Origin of the sequence: Streptomyces sp. NPDC050636, assembly GCF_040654775.1 — a bacterium.
GTDB lineage: Bacteria > Actinomycetota > Actinomycetes > Streptomycetales > Streptomycetaceae > Streptomyces.
The window spans coordinates 1-20655 of record NZ_JBFAIP010000103.1 but is presented as its reverse complement, the minus strand read 5'-3'; the positions used below and the strand labels follow the sequence as shown (position 1 = coordinate 20655).

The 20655-nt window shown below is 72.0% G+C and carries 16 protein-coding genes; 9 read left to right on the top strand and 7 right to left on the bottom strand.

Annotation, left to right across the window (positions count from 1 at the left end):
- The first annotated feature begins 12 nt into the window (after positions 1–12).
- The 6 genes from AB0I10_RS35265 (at position 13) to AB0I10_RS35240 (ending at position 7009) form a co-directional block, all read left to right on the top strand.
- On the top strand, positions 13–1212 hold the full coding sequence (locus AB0I10_RS35265; RefSeq protein WP_363156797.1) for an FAD-dependent oxidoreductase: 1200 nt from the start codon (positions 13–15) through the stop codon (positions 1210–1212).
- 142 nt (positions 1213–1354) lie between these two features.
- Positions 1355–2605: a sensor histidine kinase gene (locus AB0I10_RS35260; protein WP_363156793.1), complete on the top strand. Its 1251-nt coding sequence runs from the start codon at positions 1355–1357 to the stop codon at positions 2603–2605.
- Positions 2606–2607: 2 nt separating this feature from the next.
- Positions 2608–3279, top strand: coding sequence for a response regulator transcription factor (locus AB0I10_RS35255; protein WP_363156792.1), 672 nt, complete (start codon positions 2608–2610; stop codon positions 3277–3279).
- A 177-nt stretch (positions 3280–3456) separates the two neighbouring features.
- Entirely contained in the window at positions 3457–3873 is a 417-nt protein-coding gene (locus tag AB0I10_RS35250; protein ID WP_363156791.1) for a VOC family protein, read from the top strand.
- 345 nt (positions 3874–4218) lie between these two features.
- On the top strand, positions 4219–5394 hold the full coding sequence (gene rsgA, locus AB0I10_RS35245) for a ribosome small subunit-dependent GTPase A (RefSeq protein ID WP_363156790.1): 1176 nt from the start codon (positions 4219–4221) through the stop codon (positions 5392–5394).
- Positions 5395–5527: 133 nt separating this feature from the next.
- Positions 5528–7009: an AlkA N-terminal domain-containing protein gene (locus AB0I10_RS35240; protein ID WP_363156796.1), complete on the top strand. Its 1482-nt coding sequence runs from the start codon at positions 5528–5530 to the stop codon at positions 7007–7009.
- A gap of 57 nt (positions 7010–7066) precedes the next feature.
- Here the strand turns inward: AB0I10_RS35240 and AB0I10_RS35235 are convergent, their stop codons facing one another.
- Together AB0I10_RS35235 and AB0I10_RS35230 are read right to left on the bottom strand one after the other, a co-directional pair.
- The gene (locus tag AB0I10_RS35235) at positions 7067–7549 is read right to left on the bottom strand and encodes a DUF456 domain-containing protein (RefSeq protein WP_363156789.1); all 483 of its coding nucleotides are present in this window, start codon (positions 7547–7549) and stop codon (positions 7067–7069) included.
- 387 nt (positions 7550–7936) lie between these two features.
- Positions 7937–8947, bottom strand: coding sequence for a helix-turn-helix domain-containing protein (locus AB0I10_RS35230; protein WP_363156788.1), 1011 nt, complete (start codon positions 8945–8947; stop codon positions 7937–7939).
- 417 nt (positions 8948–9364) lie between these two features.
- On the opposite strand from AB0I10_RS35230, the gene AB0I10_RS35225 reads away from it, so the two are divergent.
- The gene (locus tag AB0I10_RS35225) at positions 9365–10681 is read left to right on the top strand and encodes a protein phosphatase 2C domain-containing protein (protein WP_363156787.1); all 1317 of its coding nucleotides are present in this window, start codon (positions 9365–9367) and stop codon (positions 10679–10681) included.
- A gap of 94 nt (positions 10682–10775) precedes the next feature.
- Here AB0I10_RS35225 and AB0I10_RS35220 read toward each other — a convergent pair whose 3' ends face one another.
- Positions 10776–13898: a glycoside hydrolase family 38 C-terminal domain-containing protein gene (locus tag AB0I10_RS35220; RefSeq protein ID WP_363156786.1), complete on the bottom strand. Its 3123-nt coding sequence runs from the start codon at positions 13896–13898 to the stop codon at positions 10776–10778.
- 353 nt (positions 13899–14251) lie between these two features.
- On the opposite strand from AB0I10_RS35220, the gene AB0I10_RS35215 reads away from it, so the two are divergent.
- Complete coding sequence (locus AB0I10_RS35215; protein WP_363156795.1) at positions 14252–14629, top strand: ATP-binding protein; 378 nt, start codon at positions 14252–14254, stop codon at positions 14627–14629.
- Positions 14630–14673: 44 nt separating this feature from the next.
- On the opposite strand, the gene AB0I10_RS35210 is transcribed toward AB0I10_RS35215, so the two are convergent.
- Positions 14674–15756 (bottom strand): DUF2637 domain-containing protein, encoded by a 1083-nt coding sequence (locus tag AB0I10_RS35210; protein WP_363156785.1) that lies wholly within the window; start codon positions 15754–15756, stop codon positions 14674–14676.
- 207 nt (positions 15757–15963) lie between these two features.
- Complete coding sequence (locus AB0I10_RS35205) at positions 15964–16803, bottom strand: (2Fe-2S)-binding protein (RefSeq protein WP_363156784.1); 840 nt, start codon at positions 16801–16803, stop codon at positions 15964–15966.
- A 129-nt stretch (positions 16804–16932) separates the two neighbouring features.
- On the opposite strand from AB0I10_RS35205, the gene AB0I10_RS35200 reads away from it, so the two are divergent.
- A complete protein-coding gene (locus AB0I10_RS35200) occupies positions 16933–17727 on the top strand; it encodes a GntR family transcriptional regulator (RefSeq protein WP_363156783.1) in 795 nt (264 codons plus the stop codon).
- A gap of 50 nt (positions 17728–17777) precedes the next feature.
- Here the strand turns inward: AB0I10_RS35200 and AB0I10_RS35195 are convergent, their stop codons facing one another.
- Positions 17778–18653 carry a hypothetical protein gene (locus AB0I10_RS35195; RefSeq protein WP_363156782.1) on the bottom strand — a complete coding sequence of 292 codons (876 nt, stop codon included), beginning with the start codon at positions 18651–18653 and terminating at the stop codon, positions 17778–17780.
- Between the two features lie 586 nt (positions 18654–19239).
- Entirely contained in the window at positions 19240–20163 is a 924-nt protein-coding gene (locus tag AB0I10_RS35190; RefSeq protein ID WP_363156794.1) for a hypothetical protein, read from the bottom strand.
- Positions 20164–20655 lie beyond the last annotated feature (492 nt).

The window sequence follows — 20655 nt, the reverse complement described above, 5'->3', positions numbered from 1 at the left end:
GGTCTCTGTCGTCTGTGGTGGTGGCGCCCCCCCACCTCTCGTCCGGGTGGGGGGGGGGGGGGGGGGGGGGCGGCGCCCCCCCCCCCCCCCCACGCCCTGCGGCGCGAGGGCTTCACCGGGACGCTGACCATGGTCGGCGACGAACTGCGGCCACCGTACGACCGGCCACCGCTGTCCAAGCAGGTGCTGGCCGGCGACTGGGAACCGCACAGGACCAGCTTGCGCCAGGACACCGACATCCAACGGCTGCGCATGAACCTGAGACTGGGCTGCCGGGCCACCGGCCTGGACACGGCGAAGCGTGCCGTCACCCTGGCGGACGGGGACCGACTGGGATACGACGGGCTGCTCATCACCACCGGACTGCGCCCCCGTCGCCTGCCCTTCGGTCACGAACTGGCCGGTGTGCATGTGCTGCGCACCCTGGACGAGACCCTGACGCTGCGTGCCCAGTTGCTGGCCGGGCCCCGTGTCGTGGTGATCGGTGCCGGATTCCTCGGCAGCGAGATCGCCGCCACCACACGCGGTCTCGGCCTGGACGTCACCCTCGTCGACGTCGAAACCACGCCCCTGGCCAGGCAAGTCGGCACCTGGGTGGGTGGTTTGGCGGGTGACATGCACCGTGACCATGGTGTCCGCCTGCGCATGGACCGCCACGTCACCGGCTTGACCGGCGAGAACGGGCGGGTCACCGCGGTGGTCCTCGACGACGGCACCCGGCTGCCCGCCGACGTCGTCGTGGTCGCGATCGGATCGGTGCCGGCAACCGAGTGGCTGGCCGACTCCGGGCTGCCGCTGGGTGACGGGGTGCTCTGCGACATCACCTGCCAAGCCGCACCCAGGGTGTACGCGGCAGGAGACGTCGCCAACTGGCCACATCCCGTGGCCGGCGGCCGCATCCGCCTCGAACAACGCACCAACGCCACCCAGCAGGCCGTCACCGCCGCCAAGAACCTCCTGTCCGGCCCGGCGGAGGCAGCGCCCTACGCGCCGATCCCGTTCGGCTGGACCGACCAGTACGACACCAGGATCCAGATCCACGGCTGGTGCCCCTCCGGCGCGACGGTCGAAGTCGTCGACGGGGATCCACGGGCACACAAATTCGTCGCGCTCTACAAGGCGGGCGGCCGAGTAGTAGGCGCGCTCGGCTGGAACAGCGCACGCGTGCTGCGCGAGTACCGCAGCCGCATCACTGAGGACAGTGCCGCCTGACGCGCGCTGCCTGACGCGTGCCGCCCGCTGCGCGAGGAGCCGGTGCGCAAGTACCACCTCGTTCGATGAACCGCACGCACCGCAGGGCCGGACCGGCGTCAACACCGGTCCGGTCGGGGCTGCGTACCGTGGGAGAGTGCAGATGATCGACCGACTCGGCGAGTGGCAGCGGGCGGCCCGGCCACCCGTGGTCGACCTGGCCGTCGCGCTGGGCTGCTTCCTCGTGGCCTCCCCGCTGGCCGTCGCCTTCGCCTACGCCGACCACGCTCCGATCGCCTGGTCCGTCGTCGCCCTCGCGACCTCCTGTCTGCCACTGGTCGCCCGAAGCCGCTGGCCGCTCACCGTGGCCGCAGTGACCGTGGCCGTGCAGCTGGCCCAATTCGCCCTGCTCCAGCTCCCCAGGCCGACGCCCGCCGCCACAGCCGTCGCTCTCTATACGGTGGCGATCCGCACCGACCGGCGTAGGGCCTGGCGCGCCGGTACGCTCGCGGCCGTCGCGCTCATCACCGCGTCGCTGGTCTTCCGCCCGGACGCGGCGAAGTTCCCGCCCGCCTTCGCCCTGGCGGAAAAGGTCCCGTCCTCCCTCGCCCTGATTGCCTGGACACTCATGGCGGTGGCCGTCGGCGACGCCGTCCGCAGCCGCCGCGAGGTGCTCGCCGCCGCCGTGGAGCGGGCCGAGCGGGCCGAGCGCACCAAGGAGGAAGAAGCCAGCCGCCGGGTCACCGCGGAACGCCTCCGGATCGCCCGTGAGCTGCACGATGTCGTGGCCCACCACATCACCCTGGTCAACGCCCAGGCGGGCGTCGCCCACCACCTCATGCGCACCGACCCCGAGCACGCCTACCAGGCGCTCGAACGGATCCGGGACACCAGCCGGGGGGCGTTGGACGAACTGCGTGCCACCGTAGGACTGCTCCGGTACGGCGAAGACCCGGTCGAGCCCCGCGAACCCACACCCGGACTCGACGGTCTCGACGCTTTGCTGGACTCCTTCCGCCACTCCGGCCTCGACGTCACCCTGGAGCGCACCGGGCGACCAGGCGAGCTGTCGCCCATCACCGACCTGGCGGCCTACCGGATCATCCAGGAGGCCCTGACCAACACGCACAAGCACGCCGGTCCGGCGTCGGCGCGCCTCCACCTGGCCTTCCGCACCGACGTCCTGCGGATCACCGTCGAGGACGACGGCTGTGGCATCGCGGCAGACGACCGCGGCAACAGCCCCGCCCTCACAGGCATCGACGGAGCCCGCGGCACCGGCACCGGCCACGGAATGATCGGGATGCGCGAGCGGGCCAAGGCCGCCGCAGGTACCCTCACCGCCGGACCGCGCCCCGGCGGGGGCTTCCGTATCGACGCCGAACTGCCGTTGCGCGCCGGCCGAAGGGGCTGACCATGACCATCCGTGTGCTGCTCGCCGACGACCAGGCACTCCTGCGCGGCACCTTCCGGATGCTCGTCGACTCCGCCCCCGGCATGGAGGTCGTCGCGGAGGCCGCGACGGGCCGTGAGGCCGTCGAACTGGCCCGCAGCCACCGCGCCGACCTGGTGCTGATGGACATCCGGATGCCGGACCTCGACGGCCTCGCCGCGACCAGGCTGATCAGCGAGGACGAGGATCTCGCGGGCGTGAAGGTGCTGGTGCTGACCACCTTCGAGAACGACGAGTACGTCGCGGAGGCACTGCGCGCCGGGGCGAGCGGCTTTCTCGGCAAGGGCATCAACCCGGACGAACTGCTCGACGCGATCCGTGTGGTCGCCGCCGGCGACTCCCTGCTCTCGCCGACCGCGACCAAGGCCCTGATCGCCCGCTTCCTGGCCCAGCCCGCACCACCCGGCCGGACCGCATCACCGCGACTGGCCGCACTCACTCCCCGGGAGCGTGAGGTGGTCACCCTGGTCGCAGCCGGCCTGTCCAACGACGAGATCGCCGCACGCCTCTTCGTCACCGCACTCACCGCCAAGACCCACGCCAACCGCGCGATGACCAAGCTGGGCGCCCGAGACCGGGCCCAACTCGTGGTCATCGCGTACCAGACGGGGCTGGCCCGTTCCGACGGGTCATGACCTCCGGCGCCGTTGCACCGGACGAGATGGTCGGCTGTCGACGGCGTCAGGCCGGTGCCGGCCGCGAACCCGTTGCGGCAACACGCCGACGTGCGACGGCCGGGGCGTTGCCCGGGTCGCCGGCAGCACAACGCCTAGTCTGCCGGAAATGACATCTCGTCACGAAGGGAAGTTTTCATGCCTTCTCGACTCAACCCGTACATCAGCTTCGACGGCAACGCCCGGCAAGCGATGGAGTTTTACAAGGGGATCTTCGGCGGCACCCTGAGTGTGCACACATACGGTGACTTCGGCGGGGAGGAGGCCGGAGACGCCGCCGACAAGATCATGCACGGCATGCTGGAGACCGACAGCGGCTTCACCCTCATGGGCGCCGACACCCCGCCGGGGATGGAGCACAAGCCCGGGAACAACATCTCCGTGAGCGTCAGCGGGGAGGACACCGACGAACTGCGCGGCTACTGGGACAAGCTCTCCCGCGACGCCACGGTCGCGGTCCCGCTGGAGAAGCAGATGTGGGGCGACGTCTTCGGCATGTGTACGGACCGCTTCGGCATCACCTGGATGGTCAACATCAGCGAGCAGCAGACCTGAACGAGCAGCGGCGCGCCGGCCCCCTGCCCGATACCGCCGGCGCGTCACTCGCGCTGCCGAGGATGCCCGCGGCGAGGGGCATGCCGGGCACCGGCATCGGAAAAAGGTTTGCGCCGCTGTGGCGGCCGATCTATGGTCGGCAATGTTCCTGATGGTGGCCCGAGGTCGTCATCGTTGGCCGTTGAGGATTCTGGAGGTGAGTACTGATGACTGTCATTGCGCTGGGCGCTGCCCGCACGCAGAAGTTCATCCATTTCACCTCTGTGGTCTCCGGCTGACTCGATTTCTCTCACTTCTCGCGCTAGGCGCGTGGCCGGGACCGCTCCTCTTTGAAGGGCCATCCCGTTGTTCGATCTCCATCTCTCTGCTGCGCATCCGTTGACGGCCTATGGCTGGGATGACGGGTTCGCGGAGAGTTTTCACCCCTTTGCCGGGCAGGGGTTGGTGCCCGGCCGTATCGTCCGCGTGGACCGCGGGCGGGTGGACGTCGTCGTGCCCGACGGTGACGGCATCCGGACCGTCCTGGCGGACACCGCACTCGTGGCGACCAGCGATCCGATGCGCGTGCCGTGCACCGGTGACTGGGCCGTCATCGACCTGGAGAACGGCCGTGGTGGCGACCACATTGACGGAGTCGTACGGGTGTTGCTCCCGCGCCGCACGGCCTTCGTCCGCTCCACGTCGTCCAAGCGTTCCGAGGGCCAAGTACTGGCCACCAACATCGACAACATCGTCATCTGTGTGTCGCTCGCGGACCAGTTGGACCTCGGGCGGATCGAGCGGTTCCTCGCGCTTGCGCAGTCCAGCGCGACGGGTGGGGGACCGCTGCACAAGTCCGCACTCGCCTCGGAGAGCGGCGCGCAGCCGCTGGTGGTGCTGACCAAGGCTGATCTGGTCGGGGATCCGGCGGGGTTGGCGTATCTCGTCGCGGATGTGGCGGCCGCGGCTCCTGGTGTGCAGGTGTTGGCGGTCAGCTCGGCCACGGGGGAGGGCCTTGAGGTCCTGTCCGCTGTGCTGGCCGGGGGGACGTCCGTGTTGTTGGGGCGGTCCGGTGCGGGGAAGTCCACGCTGGCCAATGCCCTGCTCGGGGAGAGCGTCCAGGATGTGGAGGCCACGCGTGACCGGGACGGCAAGGGGCGGCACACCACCACGACGCGGGACCTCTTGGCCTTGCCGTGGGGCGGGGTGCTGATCGATACGCCCGGGCTGCGGGGCGTCGGGATGTGGGATGCGGAGGCCGGGCTGGCCCGGACGTTCTCGGATATCGAGGCGTTGGCCGGGGAGTGCCGGTTTCACGATTGCGCGCACGAGGTGGAGCCCGGGTGTGCGGTTCAAGAGGCCGTGGAGGACGGGGAGTTGGCCGTCCGACGGCTGGAGAGCTATCGGAAGCTGCTGCGGGAGAACCAGCGCATTGTCGCGAAGACCGACGTTCGTCTGCGGGCGGAGATCCGGCGCGACTGGAAGCAGAAGCAGGCCTTGGGGCGGCACATGATGGAGCGGAAGAGGGGGTCGCGGAGCTGAGGGGGTGAGGGGCGCCACCTCCCCGCGTGGCTGGGCGCCCCGTCCGTCGTCGTGCCGCCGCCTCGCCCACCTCCACCGTCATGTCTGATTTCCGCCAGTTGTGGAGGCCGGGGCGGCGCACACTGGGGGAGTGATGGATGACGAGGCCAGGTACGAAGCGGTGTCCAGCCGGGATGCGCGGTTCGACGGGGAGTTCTTCTTCGCGGTGACGACTACCGGGATCTACTGCCGGCCGAGCTGTCCCGCGGTCACTCCCAAGCGGGTGAATGTGCGGTTCTTCCCGTCGGCCGCCGCGGCGCAATCGGCCGGCTTCCGGGCCTGCCGGCGGTGTCGGCCGGATGCCGTGCCGGGTTCCGCGGCCTGGAATGTGCGGGCTGACCTGGTCGGACGGGCCATGCGGTTCATCGGGGACGGGGTCGTGGACCGGGAAGGCGTCGGCGGGCTGGCGCAGCGCCTGGGGTACAGCGCGCGTCAGGTGCAGCGGCAGCTGACCGCGGAGCTCGGCGCGGGGCCGGTGGCGCTGGCGCGCGCCCGACGGGCGCACACCGCGCGGGTGCTGTTGCAGACCACGTCGCTGCCGGTCACCGAGCTGGCGTTCGCCGCCGGTTTCGCCAGCATCCGGCAGTTCAACGACACGATCCGGGAGATCTACGCCGGTACGCCGAGTGAGCTGCGGGCGGCGGCCGCGCGGCCCCGAGGGTCCGCCGGAGCCCGCCCGTCACCCAGCGGCATACCGCTGCGGCTCGCCTACCGGGGGCCGTACGCGGCGGCCGAGATCTTTGACTTTCTGCAGGCCAGGGCGGTGCCCGGCGTCGAGGAGACACGGGGAGAGCGGGGCGACCGTACGTACCGCCGTACGCTCCGGCTCACGTACGGGAGCGGAATCGCCGAGGTCGACGAGCACGGCGGCACGCGGCCGCGGCGCCGGCCGCCGGCCGGCCTGGTGTGCCCGGCGGCGCGGGGCGCGGACGGCGGCTGGCTGGAGTGCCGGCTGCGGCTGACCGATCTGCGCGATCTGTCGACGGCCGTGCAGCGGTTGCGCCGGCTGTTCGACCTGGACGCCGATCCGTACGCCGTCGCCGAGCGGCTGGGCGCGGATCCGCGGCTCGGCCCGCTCGTGGCGGAGCGCCCGGGGCTGCGCTCGCCGGGCACCGTGGATCCCGAGGAGCTGGCCGTACGGACCGTGCTCGGCGGGCCGCCGGAGCGTGCCGCGGAGCTGGTGCGGTCGTACGGGAAGCCGCTGGATGTGGCGGACGGCGGGCTCACCCACCTCTTCCCGGCGCCGGGCGAGCTGACCGGCGCGGAGGTCGAGGAGCCGGTGCGGGTGCTGTGCACGGCGCTCGCCGACGGGGCGGTGCTGCTGGACGCGGGCGCGGACCGCGGCGCCGCCGAGCGGGCGCTGGCCGCGCTGCCAGGGGTGGGGCCGCGGGCGGCCGCGTACATCAGGATGCGGGGGCTGGGCGACCCGGATGTGGGGACGGGGACAGGGCGGGGGACGCAGACAGGGGTGGAGGTGGCGGCCGGGGTGGAGGATGCCTGGCGGCCGTGGGGCGCGTATGCCTTGCATTACTTGTGGAGCGCCGGGCTGGTTCCGTCGGGGGAGATGCCCGGCTAGGGGCCGATGGCCGGGGACGGGCCGCTGTCCGGGGAGGCGCCGTCCCGCCTCCACCCCTCACCCGACAATCACCGCCCCGGCCCACGCACCCACCACCACGAGGCACGCGGTCAGCTCGATCAGCACACTCAGGCCGATGGCCCGCATGACTGTACGGGTGGACGCCCACGCGTCGCCGTGGCTGCCGAGCCGCATGCGTTCCAGGCCGTACAGCCCGCCCATCGCGCCCAGCAGGACGCCGACGACGGGGATCACGAAGAAGCCCACGATGCCGGCGGACCCGGCCAGGAACAGGGTGCGGTACGGCGCTTCGGCGGCGCGCAGATCACGGGCCGGGAGCAGCCACTTGACGGCCTGATTGAGGAGCAGGACGGCGGTGCCGCCCATCAGGACCGCCCAGGCGATCGCGGACTGCTCGGTCAGGGCCCACCAGAGCACGGCCGCCCAGACGATCGGCGGCCCGGGGACGCCCGGAAGCAGTACCCCGAGCAGACCGAACAGCATGACCAGGCCGACCACGACCAGCTGCACCACGCTCATGCCGAAACCTCGCTGCGCTCGGCCTCGCATTCGCGAGGCGCGCACCTCTCAACGATTCGCTCCCTTCGCTCGCTCATGCCGAAACCTCGCTGCGCTCGGCCTCGCATTCGCGAGGCGCGCACCCCTCAACGATTCGCTCCCTTCGCTCGCTCATGCGCCGGCCTCACTCCGCCCGACTGCCGCCCGTGCGCAACCGCCGACTGCCGCCCACGCCCCGCCCAGCGCGCGGCCCCCAGCGGCTCGTACGCTGCGCTCTCTCATGACCCAAGCCCACTGGACACACTTATGGCCCAGGCCTGCCGGACACGCTCATGGGCCAAGCCTGCCGGACACCGCGCGTACGCGCTTCCTGGAGCGGGCCCCGGCGTCAGCGCCGCGCTCCGGCCCTCAGCGTCGCCCCTCCTGCCCCTCCCGTGCCACCCACCCCCGCTCGTACGCATGCCAGCCCAGCTGCAGCCGGGTGGTCACCCCGGCCAGATCCATCAGATGCTTGACGCGGCGCTGGACGGTGCGCAGGCCCAGGCCGAGCTGCTTGGCGACGCTCACATCCGTCAGGCCCGCCAGCAGCAGGGAGAGGACCTCCAGGTCGGAGCTTTCCGGCGCGGCCGAGTCCGCTTCGTGCGTGGTGCCGTCGGCGGTCAGCCGGAGCGGTACGGCCTGCCGCCAGACGGCCTCGAACAGGCCCAGCAGGCATTCCAGCAGCCCGCTGTCGTGCACCACCAGCGCGGCCGGCTCCGCGGCCGCCGCGCCGCGCGTCCGCAGCGGCACCATGGCGATCGAACGGTCCGCGATCACCAGTTTCGTGGGCACCTCGTCGAGCACCCGCACCCGCTGGTCGCGCCGGAGCGCCTCGGTCAGCCCGAGCAGCCCGCCGGGCGCGTCCAGCACACCGCGCTCGATCACCACGCGATAGTCGACGCCGCGCTCGACGGCCCGGTCCTCGGCGTCGTTCTCCATGTCCGTCACCGCGGCCGGGGTCGTCGTCACCAGGGCACACACCTCGTCCGCGGCGCCGAGCTGGAGCTGGAGGAAGCGGTGTGCCACGGCGCCGGGGCCGGTCACCACCTCGACCAGATCGTGTACCGCGGGCTCGGCGGCCCGGCCGCGGAACTCCTCGGCGAGCAGCGCCGCCGCGAGCTCCGCACGCTCCAGTTCGTGCCGCTGCTGGGTGAGCAACGCGCCGAGCGCGACCGCGGGCGGCGCGGCGACCCAGCGGCCGGGGCGGGTGGAGGACTGGGCGGCGAGCCCCTGCCGCTCCAGGTGGCGCAGGGTGCGGATGGTTTCGTCCTCGGGGCGCGCCAACCGGTGTGCCAGGTAGGGGACTTCGGCGGCGCCGAGCCCCACCAGTGTCCGGTAGGCCGTCTCTTGCGCTTGGTCCAGTCCTATGGCGCTCAGCATCCGAATCCTCTCCGACGCATCCGAATCCGCATCCGCATGTCCTCCGAAGCATCCGCGTTCCCTCCGGCCGTGAGATGGCGGGAATGAGCCACGGCGCAAATCCGCCGCCTGCATCATCCCCGTATCGCCCCGTGCTCTGCCAAGGTGTCGGAACCGCAGCATGAGTTGGCAGCCGGTGGGGATGGGGTTTGCGATGCGCACTGGCTCGGGCAGCAGTTCACCGGGGGCTCGAAGACCCCGTATGTGGGGTACGGGTTCTTCGAGGGCGGTGCCGGCGCCGGTACGCCATCCACTCCGTAGGACGCGCGCCGGCCTCTGAGCTCCGCCGGGCGGTCACCTGTGGGGGGTGGGCCGCCCGGCGGGATCGCCGTTTTCGCGCCCTGTTTCCGGCGCGTCCGCCGGTGGACAATACGGCCCATGAACCAGCAGGGGGCACAACGCGGTCACGAGGACGACTGGTGGCGGCAGTTGTACGGCGAGGGCGCTGGCGAGGGTGGGGCAGGGGGCGGTTCGGGACGTGGCGCGGTGCGGGATGCCGGGCCGTCCGAGTCGTCGGACACTCTCGACGAGCGGGTGAACTCGGCGCTGCGGGCGGTGAGTTCATGGTCGCCGCGGATGCGCGCGGAGGCAGCCGGGGGACCGGCCGCGGAGGCGCCCGGGGGACCGGCCGCGGAGGCGCCTGAGGAGCAGGTTGTGGAAGCGTCCGCGGAGCCTTCCGCGGTGCCGCGGAAGTCACCGCCGGAGCCGTCCGCAGTACCGCGGCAGCCGACACCACCGGAGCTGGGCGGGGCATTACGGCGGTCGCCGCCCCCGGCGCCGTCCAGGACACCCCGCGCCTTCATCGGTGACCGGCCGCCCACGTACCACCCCGAGCCCGTCGCGCTGCCCGCCGCCGACCCCGCCGCGCTCGACGACCTGGCGCCCGACACCGCCCTGGACGGCGCCGCGTACGGCTCGCTGACGCTCCGCGCCGCGTCCCTGCGCGGCGACTCCGCCCGCTACCGCGGCGAACCGCGCCGCGACGCCCTGCTCACCGCCCGCTTCGGCACCGGCCGGCACACCCTGATCCTCGTCGCCGTCGCGACCGGCCGACCGGCCGTTGAGGGATCCCACCGCGCGGCCCGCGACGCCTGCGCCTGGATCGCCGGCGCGGTCGGCCGCGCCTGCACCCGACTGGCGGACGACATCCGTGCGGACAATCGCTGCGCCCTCAAGTCCGGGCTGCAGCGGCTCACCGACCGCAGTTACGGCAAGCTGCGCGGCCGGGCGGCGGAACTGGGGGCCGCCCCGGAGCAGTACACCGCCGCGCTGCGCTGTCTGCTGCTGCCCGCCGACCCCGACTGCCGTACCCGGGTGTTCTTCGGCATCGGCGGGGGCGGCTTCTTCCGGTTGCGCGGCGGCGCCTGGCAGGACCTGGAGCCCACCGCGGCGGACCACGATCCGGACGAAGCGCCGGTCCCCGGCCTACCCGGCAGCCCGTATGCGGCGGATAGCGCGGCACCGCCGGAGCCGTTCCTCTTCCGGGCGTCCGCCGCATGTCCGGGGGACACCCTGCTGCTGTGCAGCGCGGGATTGGCGGAGCCGCTGAGCGAGGCACCCGCGTTCGCCGCCCGACTTGCCGTCCAGTGGTCGGGCACCGAGGCACCGGGCCTCGTCGACTTCCTGGCCGACGCACAGCTGCGTATCAAGGGCCATGCGAAGGACCGGACGGCTGTGGGGGTGTGGGAGTCGTAGAGGGGGCGTTGGCGGCCAGGGTCTGTCCGGTGCTGCACCGCGGCGGAAACGGGGAACAGCGGAGGCGGGCCGCGCCCCGGGCCCCGGAGGTCGGTCAGGTACCGGGCGGGTGCTGTGGGCGCAGGCGGAGCGTCAGGATCTGGAACGGCCGCAGGTCGACCGTCACATCCGAGGTCGGTCCCTCCACCTCGTCGTGCATCGGGCGCTCCAACAGGTCGGTCACGGTGGCCCGTTCGACGGCGAAGCCGGGGGAGAGCGTGCCGGTGGCGCGGCCGCCGCGCGACTCGTACAGCCGCACCACCACATCGCCGCCGCGGTCCTCGGCGAGCTTGACCGACTCGACGGTGATGGCCGGGTGGTCGACGCGGACCAGCGGCGGGACCGGCGGTGCGGTGGCGGTCCTGAGGGGGAGGTTGAGCGCCAGGCCCTCGGCGACCGCGTCACCGACCTCGGCGCCCGGCAGCAGTGCGTAGGTGAAGCGGTGCGTGCCCTGGTCGGTCTCGGGATCCGGGCTGTGCGGGGCGCGCAGCAGCGTCAGCCGCACGGTCGTGCCCAGGCCCTCGGTGTGCGGAGTGCGGGTGACGTCATGGCCGTATGTCGAGTCGTTGAGCAGCGCGATGCCGTAGCCCGGCTCGGCGACCCGCAGCCAGCGGTGCGCACAGATCTCGAAACGGGCCGCGTCCCAGCTGGTGTTGGTGTGCGTGGGGCGGTGGACGTGCCCGAACTGGACCTCGGAGGCGGACCGTTCGGCGTGCACGTCGAACGGGAAGGCGGCCTTGAGGACCTTCTCGGACTCGTGCCAGTCGATGTCGGTGAGGATGTCGAGCCGCCGCGAGCCCGCGCGCAGCGTCAGCTCCTGGGTGATGCGGGAAGCGCCGAACGCCCTGGTCACCTGCACCGTGGCGGACAGTGCGCCGGACACGGTCAGTTCGACGGACTCGGCGGCGGTCAGATCCGTGTGCCGGTTGCGGTAGTGCCGGTCGAGGTCCCAGGCGTCGTACTTGTTGGGGTGGTCGGGGTGCAACTGGAGCAGGTTGCCGCGCGCGCCCGGCGCCAGGGCCTCCCGCCCGGTGTGCAGATCGTGTACGGAGGTCAGCAGACCGTCGGTGTCGATGCGGATGCGCAGGAGGCCGTTGTCGAGGGTGAGGTCGCCGGTGGCGGGGTCGGTGTCAGTCCGTACGGGTGGGGGCGGCGGGGTGGGGGAGTCCGGACCGGGCGGGCGGAGGGGCGCCGAGCCGAGCGCGGGTACGTGGACGGGGAGCGGGCCCTCCCCGGGCAGCTCGACGATCTCGTCCCGGTCGTAGGGCGAGGCGTTGAACACCGTGGGCGGTTCGCCGGCCGTCGCCCCTCCCAGCGCCTCGATCGCCCCCTCGATGATCTCCGTCAGCTCCGCCGCGACCGCCGCGTAGGTGTCCCGGGCCTCGCGATGCACCCAGGCGATGGACGAGCCCGGCAGGATGTCGTGGAACTGGTGCAGCAGGACGGTCTTCCAGAGCCGGTCGAGGGCGTCGTACGGGTACGCGTACGCGGCGCCGTCACCCGCTCTTGACGCCGCCCGTACCGCCGCCGTCGCGGCCCACAACTCCGCTTCCCTCAACAGGTGTTCGGACCGCCGGTTGCCCTGCTTCGTCTTCGCCTGCGAGGTGTAGGTACCGCGGTGGAACTCCAGATACAGCTCGCCCGACCAGACCGGCGCCGCCGCCCCGTACTCCTCATGGGCCGACTCGAAGAACCGGGCCGGCGGCTCGATCGCCACCCGGGGCGAGCCCTCCAGGGAGCGCAGCCGGCGGGCCCGCTCCAGCATCTCGCGGGTCGGGCCGCCCCCGCCGTCGCCCCAGCCGAAGGGCACCAGGGAGCGGGTGGCGCGGCCCTTGTCGGCGAAGTTCCGTTCGGCATGGGCGAGTTCACGGGCATGGAACTGGGAGTTGTAGGTGTCGACCGGCGGGAAGTGGGTGAAGACGCGGGTGCCGTCGATGCCCTCCCACCAGAAGGTGTGGTGCGGCATCCGGTCGGTCTGGTTCCACGACAGCTTCTGGGTGAGGAACCACTTCGCCCCGGCCAGCCGCGCCAGCTGCGGGAACGCGGCGGTGTAGCCGAAGGAGTCCGGCAGCCAGATCTCCTCGGTCTCCACCCCCAGTTCCTCCAGGAAGAACCGTTTGCCGTGCACGATCTGCCGGGCCAGCGCCTCACCGCCGGGCATATTGGCGTCCGACTCCACCCACATCGAGCCGACCGGCGCCCAGTTCCCCTCGCGGACCGCCTCCTTGATGCGTGCCCAGATGTGCGGCTGGTGCTCCTTGACCCAGGCGTACTGCTGGGCCTGCGAGCAGGCGAACACCAACTCCGGGTATTCCCTGGCCAGTTGGGTGACATTGGCGAAGGTGCGGGACGCCTTGCGCACGGTTTCGCGCAGCGGCCACAGCCAGGCGGAGTCGATATGCGCGTGCCCGGCGGCCGATACGCGGTGGGCGCTCGCCGTGGCCGGGCGGCTCAGTACGTCCACCAGCTCGGCCCGGCCCGCGGCCGCCGTGCCGCCGACGTCGTGCAGATCCAGTGCGTCCAGCATGTTCTCCAGGGCGCGCAGGATCTCGTGCCGGCGCGGGCGGTCGGCGGGCAGCTCGTGCATCAGCTCCGACAGCACCTCGATGTCGAGGATCAGGTGCCAGACGGTCTCGTCGAGGACGGCGAGGTCGGCGGACGCGAAGTGGTAGAGGGGCTGGTGCGGGGCGGTGCGTACGTCGCCGAGGTCGGTGGGGCGGAAGTCCCGTAGGACGGCGGGGTTCGCGGCCGCCTCCAGGAGCAGCCGCACCTCCTCGCCGCCGCGCGCCGGGGAGCCGACGGGGATGTGCCGGTTGCGCGGATGGATGCCTTTGAGCGGCACCCCGTCGGCCTCGTAGACCAGGCCCTCCGCCTGGAAGCCGGGCCCGTCGCCGGTGAAGCCGGGGTCGATCACCGCCTCCACCCGGCGCCCCGCCCACTCCTGCGGCACCTCGCCTTCCAGCCGGAACCAGCTCGTCGACCACGGCGGCCCCCAGACGTCTCCGGCCGCGAACGGCTCGTACGCGGCCTGCAAGGCCTCCCGCACCGGCACTGGTTCCCCCGGCGCATGCCATACGGACAGCCGCAGCGGCAGCCGCGCCGCGTACTGCGCGGGCCTGATGAACTGCCCCAGCGCCCGCTCCAGGCGCCCCTCCACCAGCAGTCGGTCGTCGTGCACAGCGGCTCCTCACGGTCGTACGGGCGATCCGTCCTTTCCGGGGCGGTCACGGCAGGCATACCCGGTGGCGGCCGGATCGGCCCACCGGGCACGCGGGCGGCGGTACCGCGGTCCGGGGCGGGGCGTGCCTCTCCGGGCCTGGGACCCGGCCCGCGGGCCGAAGCATGGCCCCTGGGCCGATGGGCATGCTGACCGTGAGGCTGTTCGACAGGGCGCCGATGATTCGTCCGGGGGCGGGGGAGAAGATGCGTCAGCCTGTGCGGCGCGAGGAACGGGACAGACGAGAGGAAGCGGCCGAAGGGAGCCGCAACGGGGGGAGCCGGAAGGGCGTCACCGCGTGGCATCCACGGGTGCTGGAGCGGAAGGTGCGACCCGCGGACCTGAGGGCGGTCGGCGAGGTACGCAGCGAGTTACGGCAGCTGCTGAGCCGCTGGGCGGGGCCGGCGAGCAGTGATCTCGCAGAGATAGCGACGCTGCTGACCAGCGAGTTGGTCACCAATGCCCTGGTGCATGCGAAGGGCGGTGCCATCGTCAGGGCCACGGTCACCGACCGGCTGCGGGTGGAGGTCCGGGACTTCGCCTCCCAGCCGCCCGAACCGCGCGCACCGACCGCTGACGGGACGTCCGGAAGGGGGCTGATGCTGGTGCGGTCCTTAGCGGACGCGTGGGGCGTACGGTCCCACGCGGTCGGCAAGAGCGTGTGGTTCGAGCTGGGTGGCGGACCGGCCTGACGAGGCGTTGGGGGTGTACGTCGGCGCGGTCCGCCTGGCGCTTTTCAGCCGAATTGCCGCTCGATCTCGGCGAGTTTCTCCTCCAGTGAATCCAGGCGGGGAATCGTCTGGGTGTCGTCCTCGGCCGTGAGGTCCACGGTCAGCCGAGGCTCGGCCGAATAGGCGGTGATGCTGTGCTCAGCGCCGGACACGGCCTTGAGGGCCGGGCGTGAGCGCAGCGGGAGTTCTCCTGCGGACAGCGGTTCCCGTTCGCCGGTTATGGCGGAGTCCGGGCCGGCCACTTCCGCGGCCCCGCCCTGAGTCACCGTCAGCTGACGGCTGCCTCTGCCGATGCCCCAGGAGCGGTGCTGCCGGTTGATGGCTTTGATACGAGCCCGGTCCAGCTTGCCCTGCTTGCGCCTGCGGTGGCGGCGCTGCGACTTCTCGCGGCGGTCCTCCCGGACCTCCTCGACGGCCTCGTCCAGCGTCCCTACGCCCTCCAGCAGCATCAGCGACCAGGCCGCGAAGGTCTCGCGGGGGGCACGCAGCCAGCGGACGATACGGATCTGCGGCAGCGGGCGGGGCACCAGGCCCTGCTCGCGCAGCGCCGCCCGGCGGGTCTGCTTCAGCGCCCGGTCGAAGAGGACGGCGGCCGACAGCGACATCCCGGCGAAGAACTGCGGCGCGCCCGCGTGGTCCAGGCCCCGGGGCGCGTGCACCCAGTTGAACCAGGCGGCAGCGCCCGCGAACGTCCACACCAGCATGCGCGAGCCGAGCGCCGCGTCACCGTGGCTGGCCTCGCGCACCGCGAGGACGGAGCAGAACATCGCGGCGCCGTCGAGGCCGAAGGGCACCAGGTACTCCCAGCCCCCGGTGAGGCTGAGGTTCTGAATGCCGAAGCCGACCAGGCCGTGGAAGGAGAGCGCGGCGGCGACCGCCGCGCAGCAGAACAACAGCACATACGAGGCCGAGGCGAAGAGGGCCTCTTTGCGGCGGCGGCGTTCCTCGCTGCGCTCCCAGGAGTCGTCGCCGGCGGGCCGCGCGGACTCGCGTTTGCCGCGCAGCACCAGGGCCACGGCCGCTGAGCCGCCGGCGATCACCAGGGCTGCCGGAACCATCCAGTCCAGCGATATTTCGGTCATGATCATTCTTGGTCCCTTGCATCGCGTAGGCGGTTTCGCGCGACATCCTGACGGAGTACGTCCCTCGCACAGAGGGTTTCCCGGCAAGAGAACGCCAAGGGGGTGCAGGGGCGGTGGATATGTGACTGTCTCACCGAACTCCCTTGTGCGGGAGCCGAGTTGAGTTCGAATTAAGTCACTCGAAGGGGTTAGGTACCGCTCGGGCGGCTGCGGTCAGGCGGTGGCGGTGAGGCGCCTGATGCGATCCGCGTCGCAGGTGCGCGGGCAGGTGACGCAGGTGTCCTCGGGGCGCAGCGTGTAGAACATGCAGCAGCTGGCGCGGTCCCGGGTCGGCAGCGCCTCGCCATTCGGCCCGGTGAGTTCACGGAACGCCGCGCTCCCCACGTACGGGGCGGTGGCGCCCGGCAGCAGCCGCTCCAATTCGGCCACCGCGCGCGGCTCCTCGCCGAGCAGATGGCCGAGGTACCACAGACCCTCGACGATCTCGTCGGACGCCATGCCCCACAGGGCACGCGGGCCGCGCCGCATCCGGGTGCGGAAGCCGTCCAGGACGGGCTGCAGATGCTCGGCGACCGCCCCCCGCACCTCGGCGCGCAGCGCCTCCTCGTCCGACACCACCCGGGCGCCGGGCAGCGCCGCCGCCGGATCGTCCGGCAAACACGCGAACGAGCGGACACGTACGGCCATATGGCCCAGCTCACGCTGGAAGGAGACATCCTGAACGGGCAGCCGAGGAACCCGGCGGTGCAGGAACCAGGGGACGGTGATCAGCAGGCAGGCCGGCCAGGCGTAACGATGCAGCGCGAAACTCGCGATCACGTCGGGACGGGCGCGCTGCCCGTAATCCCGCAGGATCTGGGTGTCGTCCCAAGCGAGAAAGGTGTCCAGGGTCTCGCCGCCGGCCGCCAGACCGGCCGCGCAGACCCAGCCGTCACCGCTCGGCGGCGCCGCGTCCCACTCGGACACCCGGAGACCGGGGAATACCTCGCTCAGCCGGGCATACGCACCGGCGACGGGCTGGATGAGGGGCGTGGCGGCGAGGGCACGGGGCATGGAGAGACCACCGAATCGCGATCGTTAGCAGGTAAGGCTTACCTTATCGGAAGACTTTACCCGAGCCCTCTCGGATTTGAACTGTTGCCAACGCCGCCTATGGTGCTGGGAACGTCAGAAGGAGCCGTGATGGAGCAGGGCGCAGTGGAACATGAGCCGCGCACGCGGGCGTGGCCGCCCGCGCAAGCCGGTGCCGCCATGCCGCACAGCGCACCCCTCGGCGAGGACTGTGCTGCGCCCTTCACCGCCACCGGGACCGCGGGACCCCCGCCGGTGCCCCGGCAGCAGGCCCGCCGGCCGCAGCGGCACTCCGTCCGCGGCCAGGTGCTGGACGCGCTCCGCCACGCGCTGGTCGGCGGGGAACTGACACCGGGCGAGGTCTACTCCGCGCCCGCGCTGGCCGAACGCTACGGCGTCTCCGCGACCCCCGTCCGCGAGGCCATGCAGCAGCTCGCGGGCGAGGGCGCCGTCGAGGTCGTCCCCAACCGCGGCTTCCGGGTCTGCGAGCGCAGCTCCCGCGACCTCGCCGAGCTCGCCGAGGTACGCGCCATGCTGGAAGTACCCGCGATCATCCGGCTGGCCAAGGCACTGCCGCCGGAGCGCTGGGAGGAGCTGCGCCCGCTCGCCGCCGAGGGCGTCGCGGCCGCAGCGCACGGCGACCGGGTCGGCTACGCCCAGGCGGACCACGCCTTCCACCACGCATTGATCTCGCTCACCGGAAACCGCCGGCTCACCGAGGTCGCCGACGATCTGCTGCGCCGCACCCAGTGGCCGGCGGGCGGCGGCCCCCGGCTGCGTACCGCCGAGCTGCTGGCCGACGCCTCCGAGCACACGGCGCTGCTCGACGCCCTGGTCGCCCAGGAGTACGCGGTCGTCGAGCGCATCGCGCGCGATCATCTTTCGGTGGCACGCCACCCGCACTGACCGGTCAGTGCGGGTGACCGGTCAGTGCGGGTGGCGCGGCGGCCCTTGGCTCAGCCGGGCAGCAGCTCCGTCAGCGGCAGCGCCGCGACATCGGCCGCGGGCCGGGAGAGATACAGCTCGGCGTGGTAGTAGCCGTCCGATTCCTTGCCCGCAGTGGACAGACCGCGCGCATCCAGCGCGGCGAACGCCGCCCGCCGCTCGTCGCCGTCGGCGAACCGCCGCTGCCGGAACGTCCGGGTGGTGAGCTTCTCCGTCACCAGGCCCGCGCGGGCGAGCAGCGCGGAGACCGGCTGGTAGGACACCTCCCGCAGCACGAACGCCGCGACCCAGGGCGGCGTGGACATGCAGTCGAAGAGATGGGCGAAGGTGCGCTCGGTGATGTAGCCGACGCCACCCGTGACGGTGATCAGGTCGGTGCCGGCCAGCGCCCGACGCAGCCCCGGGCTGGGCTCGTCGAGCTCCAGGTTCTCCGCGAAGCCGTGGTCGAGCAGACCCACCGTCTGTGCGTAGTCGACCGCGTTCTTTGCCGCGTCGAGGCCGATCACCCGGGCCGCTTCGGGGCGTCGCCGGGTGGCGAAGAACGTACGGTCCTCGTGGGCGAGCTGCTCCGTCTGCGGCGCTCCGGGCCCGTCCCCCGCGTACCGGCGATAGAGATCGTTGAGGTCCAGCCGGTGGTTGAGCAACGCGGCGTTGACCCCGTATGAGCAGCAGAGGTCGACGACTTTGAGCGGCGTACGGTCCGGCCGGCGGCGCTGCAGCGCCTCGGCCGCGGCGCGGAACACCGCTTGGCCGTGGTGCGGAATCTGATAGTCCAGGGGGTGCAGAGTGGTGAAGTACCGACGGGGATCAGGGCAGTTATAGATCGCCTCGAAATCCGCCTTGCCCCAGTCGGATCCAGCGGTTGTGTTGATCGCTCCTGCTGCCACGGATGGGCCTCCTGAAAGGCTGCCAGAGGATGGAGTCGGCTGGTTCCGGACCAGCATCCAGGCCCCGCCACCGCCTTACAGTGCGACTTGCGGCCATTCTCGGGGCGCGTGGGACGTGGTGTGGCGCACCGGTCCCGCGTCATTCCCCGATCTTCTCACCTCGCCGTTCACCGCGCTCGTCGTCGTGTTGCCGCGGCCGGACGGCCGGCCCGCCGGGGCCCGCGGCGGGCCGGATACCGCCTGATGGGGTAGCTGCCCGCATCGATCAGGCGGGCCGCCGGAGCCGATCCCGGCAGCCCGCCCCGTCGCCGCCGTATCCCGGCCGATTCGCCATCAGTTGCGTAAAGATTCGGCCAATCGTTGCCGGGACCGGCATGGCTGACGGCGAGGGGTTGACGGGACCGCGCCAAGTCTTCCTTCGCGCCCCCTACACGCTTCCGTCGTGACCTCTACGAGGTTCCTCCGCACCCCCTACATGACCCCGATGTGCGTCCGACGAGCTTCCCGACGCGCTTTCTGACGTGTGCTTTCTGACGTGTGCTTTCTGACGTGTGCTTCCTGACGTGCGCTTCCTGACGTGCGCTTGCTACGAGACCGCCGGAGCCGGTGGGAGATGCTCCGCCAACCAGGTGGGCACGCCACCCATAAGGCGGAACAGCCGGGCCGCCTCCGTACGCAGCCGGTCCGCTTCGGCGTCCGGGGCGGCATCGGCCAGTGCCGCGAGCGCCGGCGCCGTACCGACCAGGAAGCCCAGCTCCTCACGGATCCGCAGCGACTCGGCGAAACCGTGTCTGGCCTCCGCCAACTCGCCGTCACGCAGGGCGAGTCCGGCCAGATGGCGCCAGGTGAAGGACAACAGCAGAGCGTCGCCCTGGGCGGTGGCGCCCGCGTGCGCGCGGCGGTAGGCGGCGCGCGCCGCATCCGGGCTGTCGGCGACATGCTCGGCCATCAGCCCGCGCCGGAAGTCCAGCAGCGGGCGGCCGGGCGCCGCCGGGGCGAGCAGCGCGGCGGCCCGGCCGAGCGCCGAACGCGCCTCGTCGGCCCGGTCGCGTACCCCCAAGACCGTGGCGGTGTACGCCAGATGGCCGCGCTCACAGGCCGCGCCACCCCGCTCGTCGTCGTCGCCCGCCAGCGCCTCCGCGCCGCGCAGCGCGTCCTCGGCGTGGGCCCACCCGGTGGCCGTGAACATGCAGCGCTCCACCAGGAGGGCCGCCCGACGCAGCGCGGAGGGGGCGTGATGGACGGAGTGTGGTTCCAGCAGTGCGGCCGCGTCGTCCCAGCAGCCGCGGGATCGCAGCCGCCAAACGGCACGGTCGAGGGGGTCGTCCCCCTCGACCGTTCTGGCTGCCGGAACCACCGGTGCGAGTGCCGGTGCGGGTGCCGGTGCGGGTGCCGGTCCGGGCACCCATACCGACTCTGATGCCGGGTCTGATGCCGATTCCGATCCTGATTCCGCGGACCTAATGGATTCCGCGGATTCCGCGGACCCTGACATGGCGGTATCCGCCACATTGCCCTCCCCAAGCACGCCATTGAGCTGGAACTGGATGCAGTGGGCGAATCTCAGCACGATTTCCGTCGTGCGGCCAAGGGGGTAGGTGAATGATTTCACAATCGCCCACAGGGGGGCCGGGTGCGGTGGAGCGGCCCTGATCGGCCGTCCTCCGGCGGCCCGGTCGCCGGTCGCCGGCACGCTGTTGACGGGATGACGCCTCAACGAGTTACCCCGAATGGGGGATGCCGCCTCCACCAGGTCTTCACCGGTCGGCGGGGCCGGACGAGCCGGGCGGACCGGGCGCGGTGCGGTACCTGAGGCCGGCGACGGGATCCGCAGCGAGGGAATCCGCGGCGACTTGATCCCCGCTGGCAGGATCCCCAGTGACTTGGTCCCCAGTGACTTGTTGCCTGCAGGTTGGGCAGAAATGGGTTGGGGCCTGGTGGGCCCGTACGGGACATCCCGTACGGGCCCACCAGGCCCCAGACCGATGCCAACCCGCGGCAA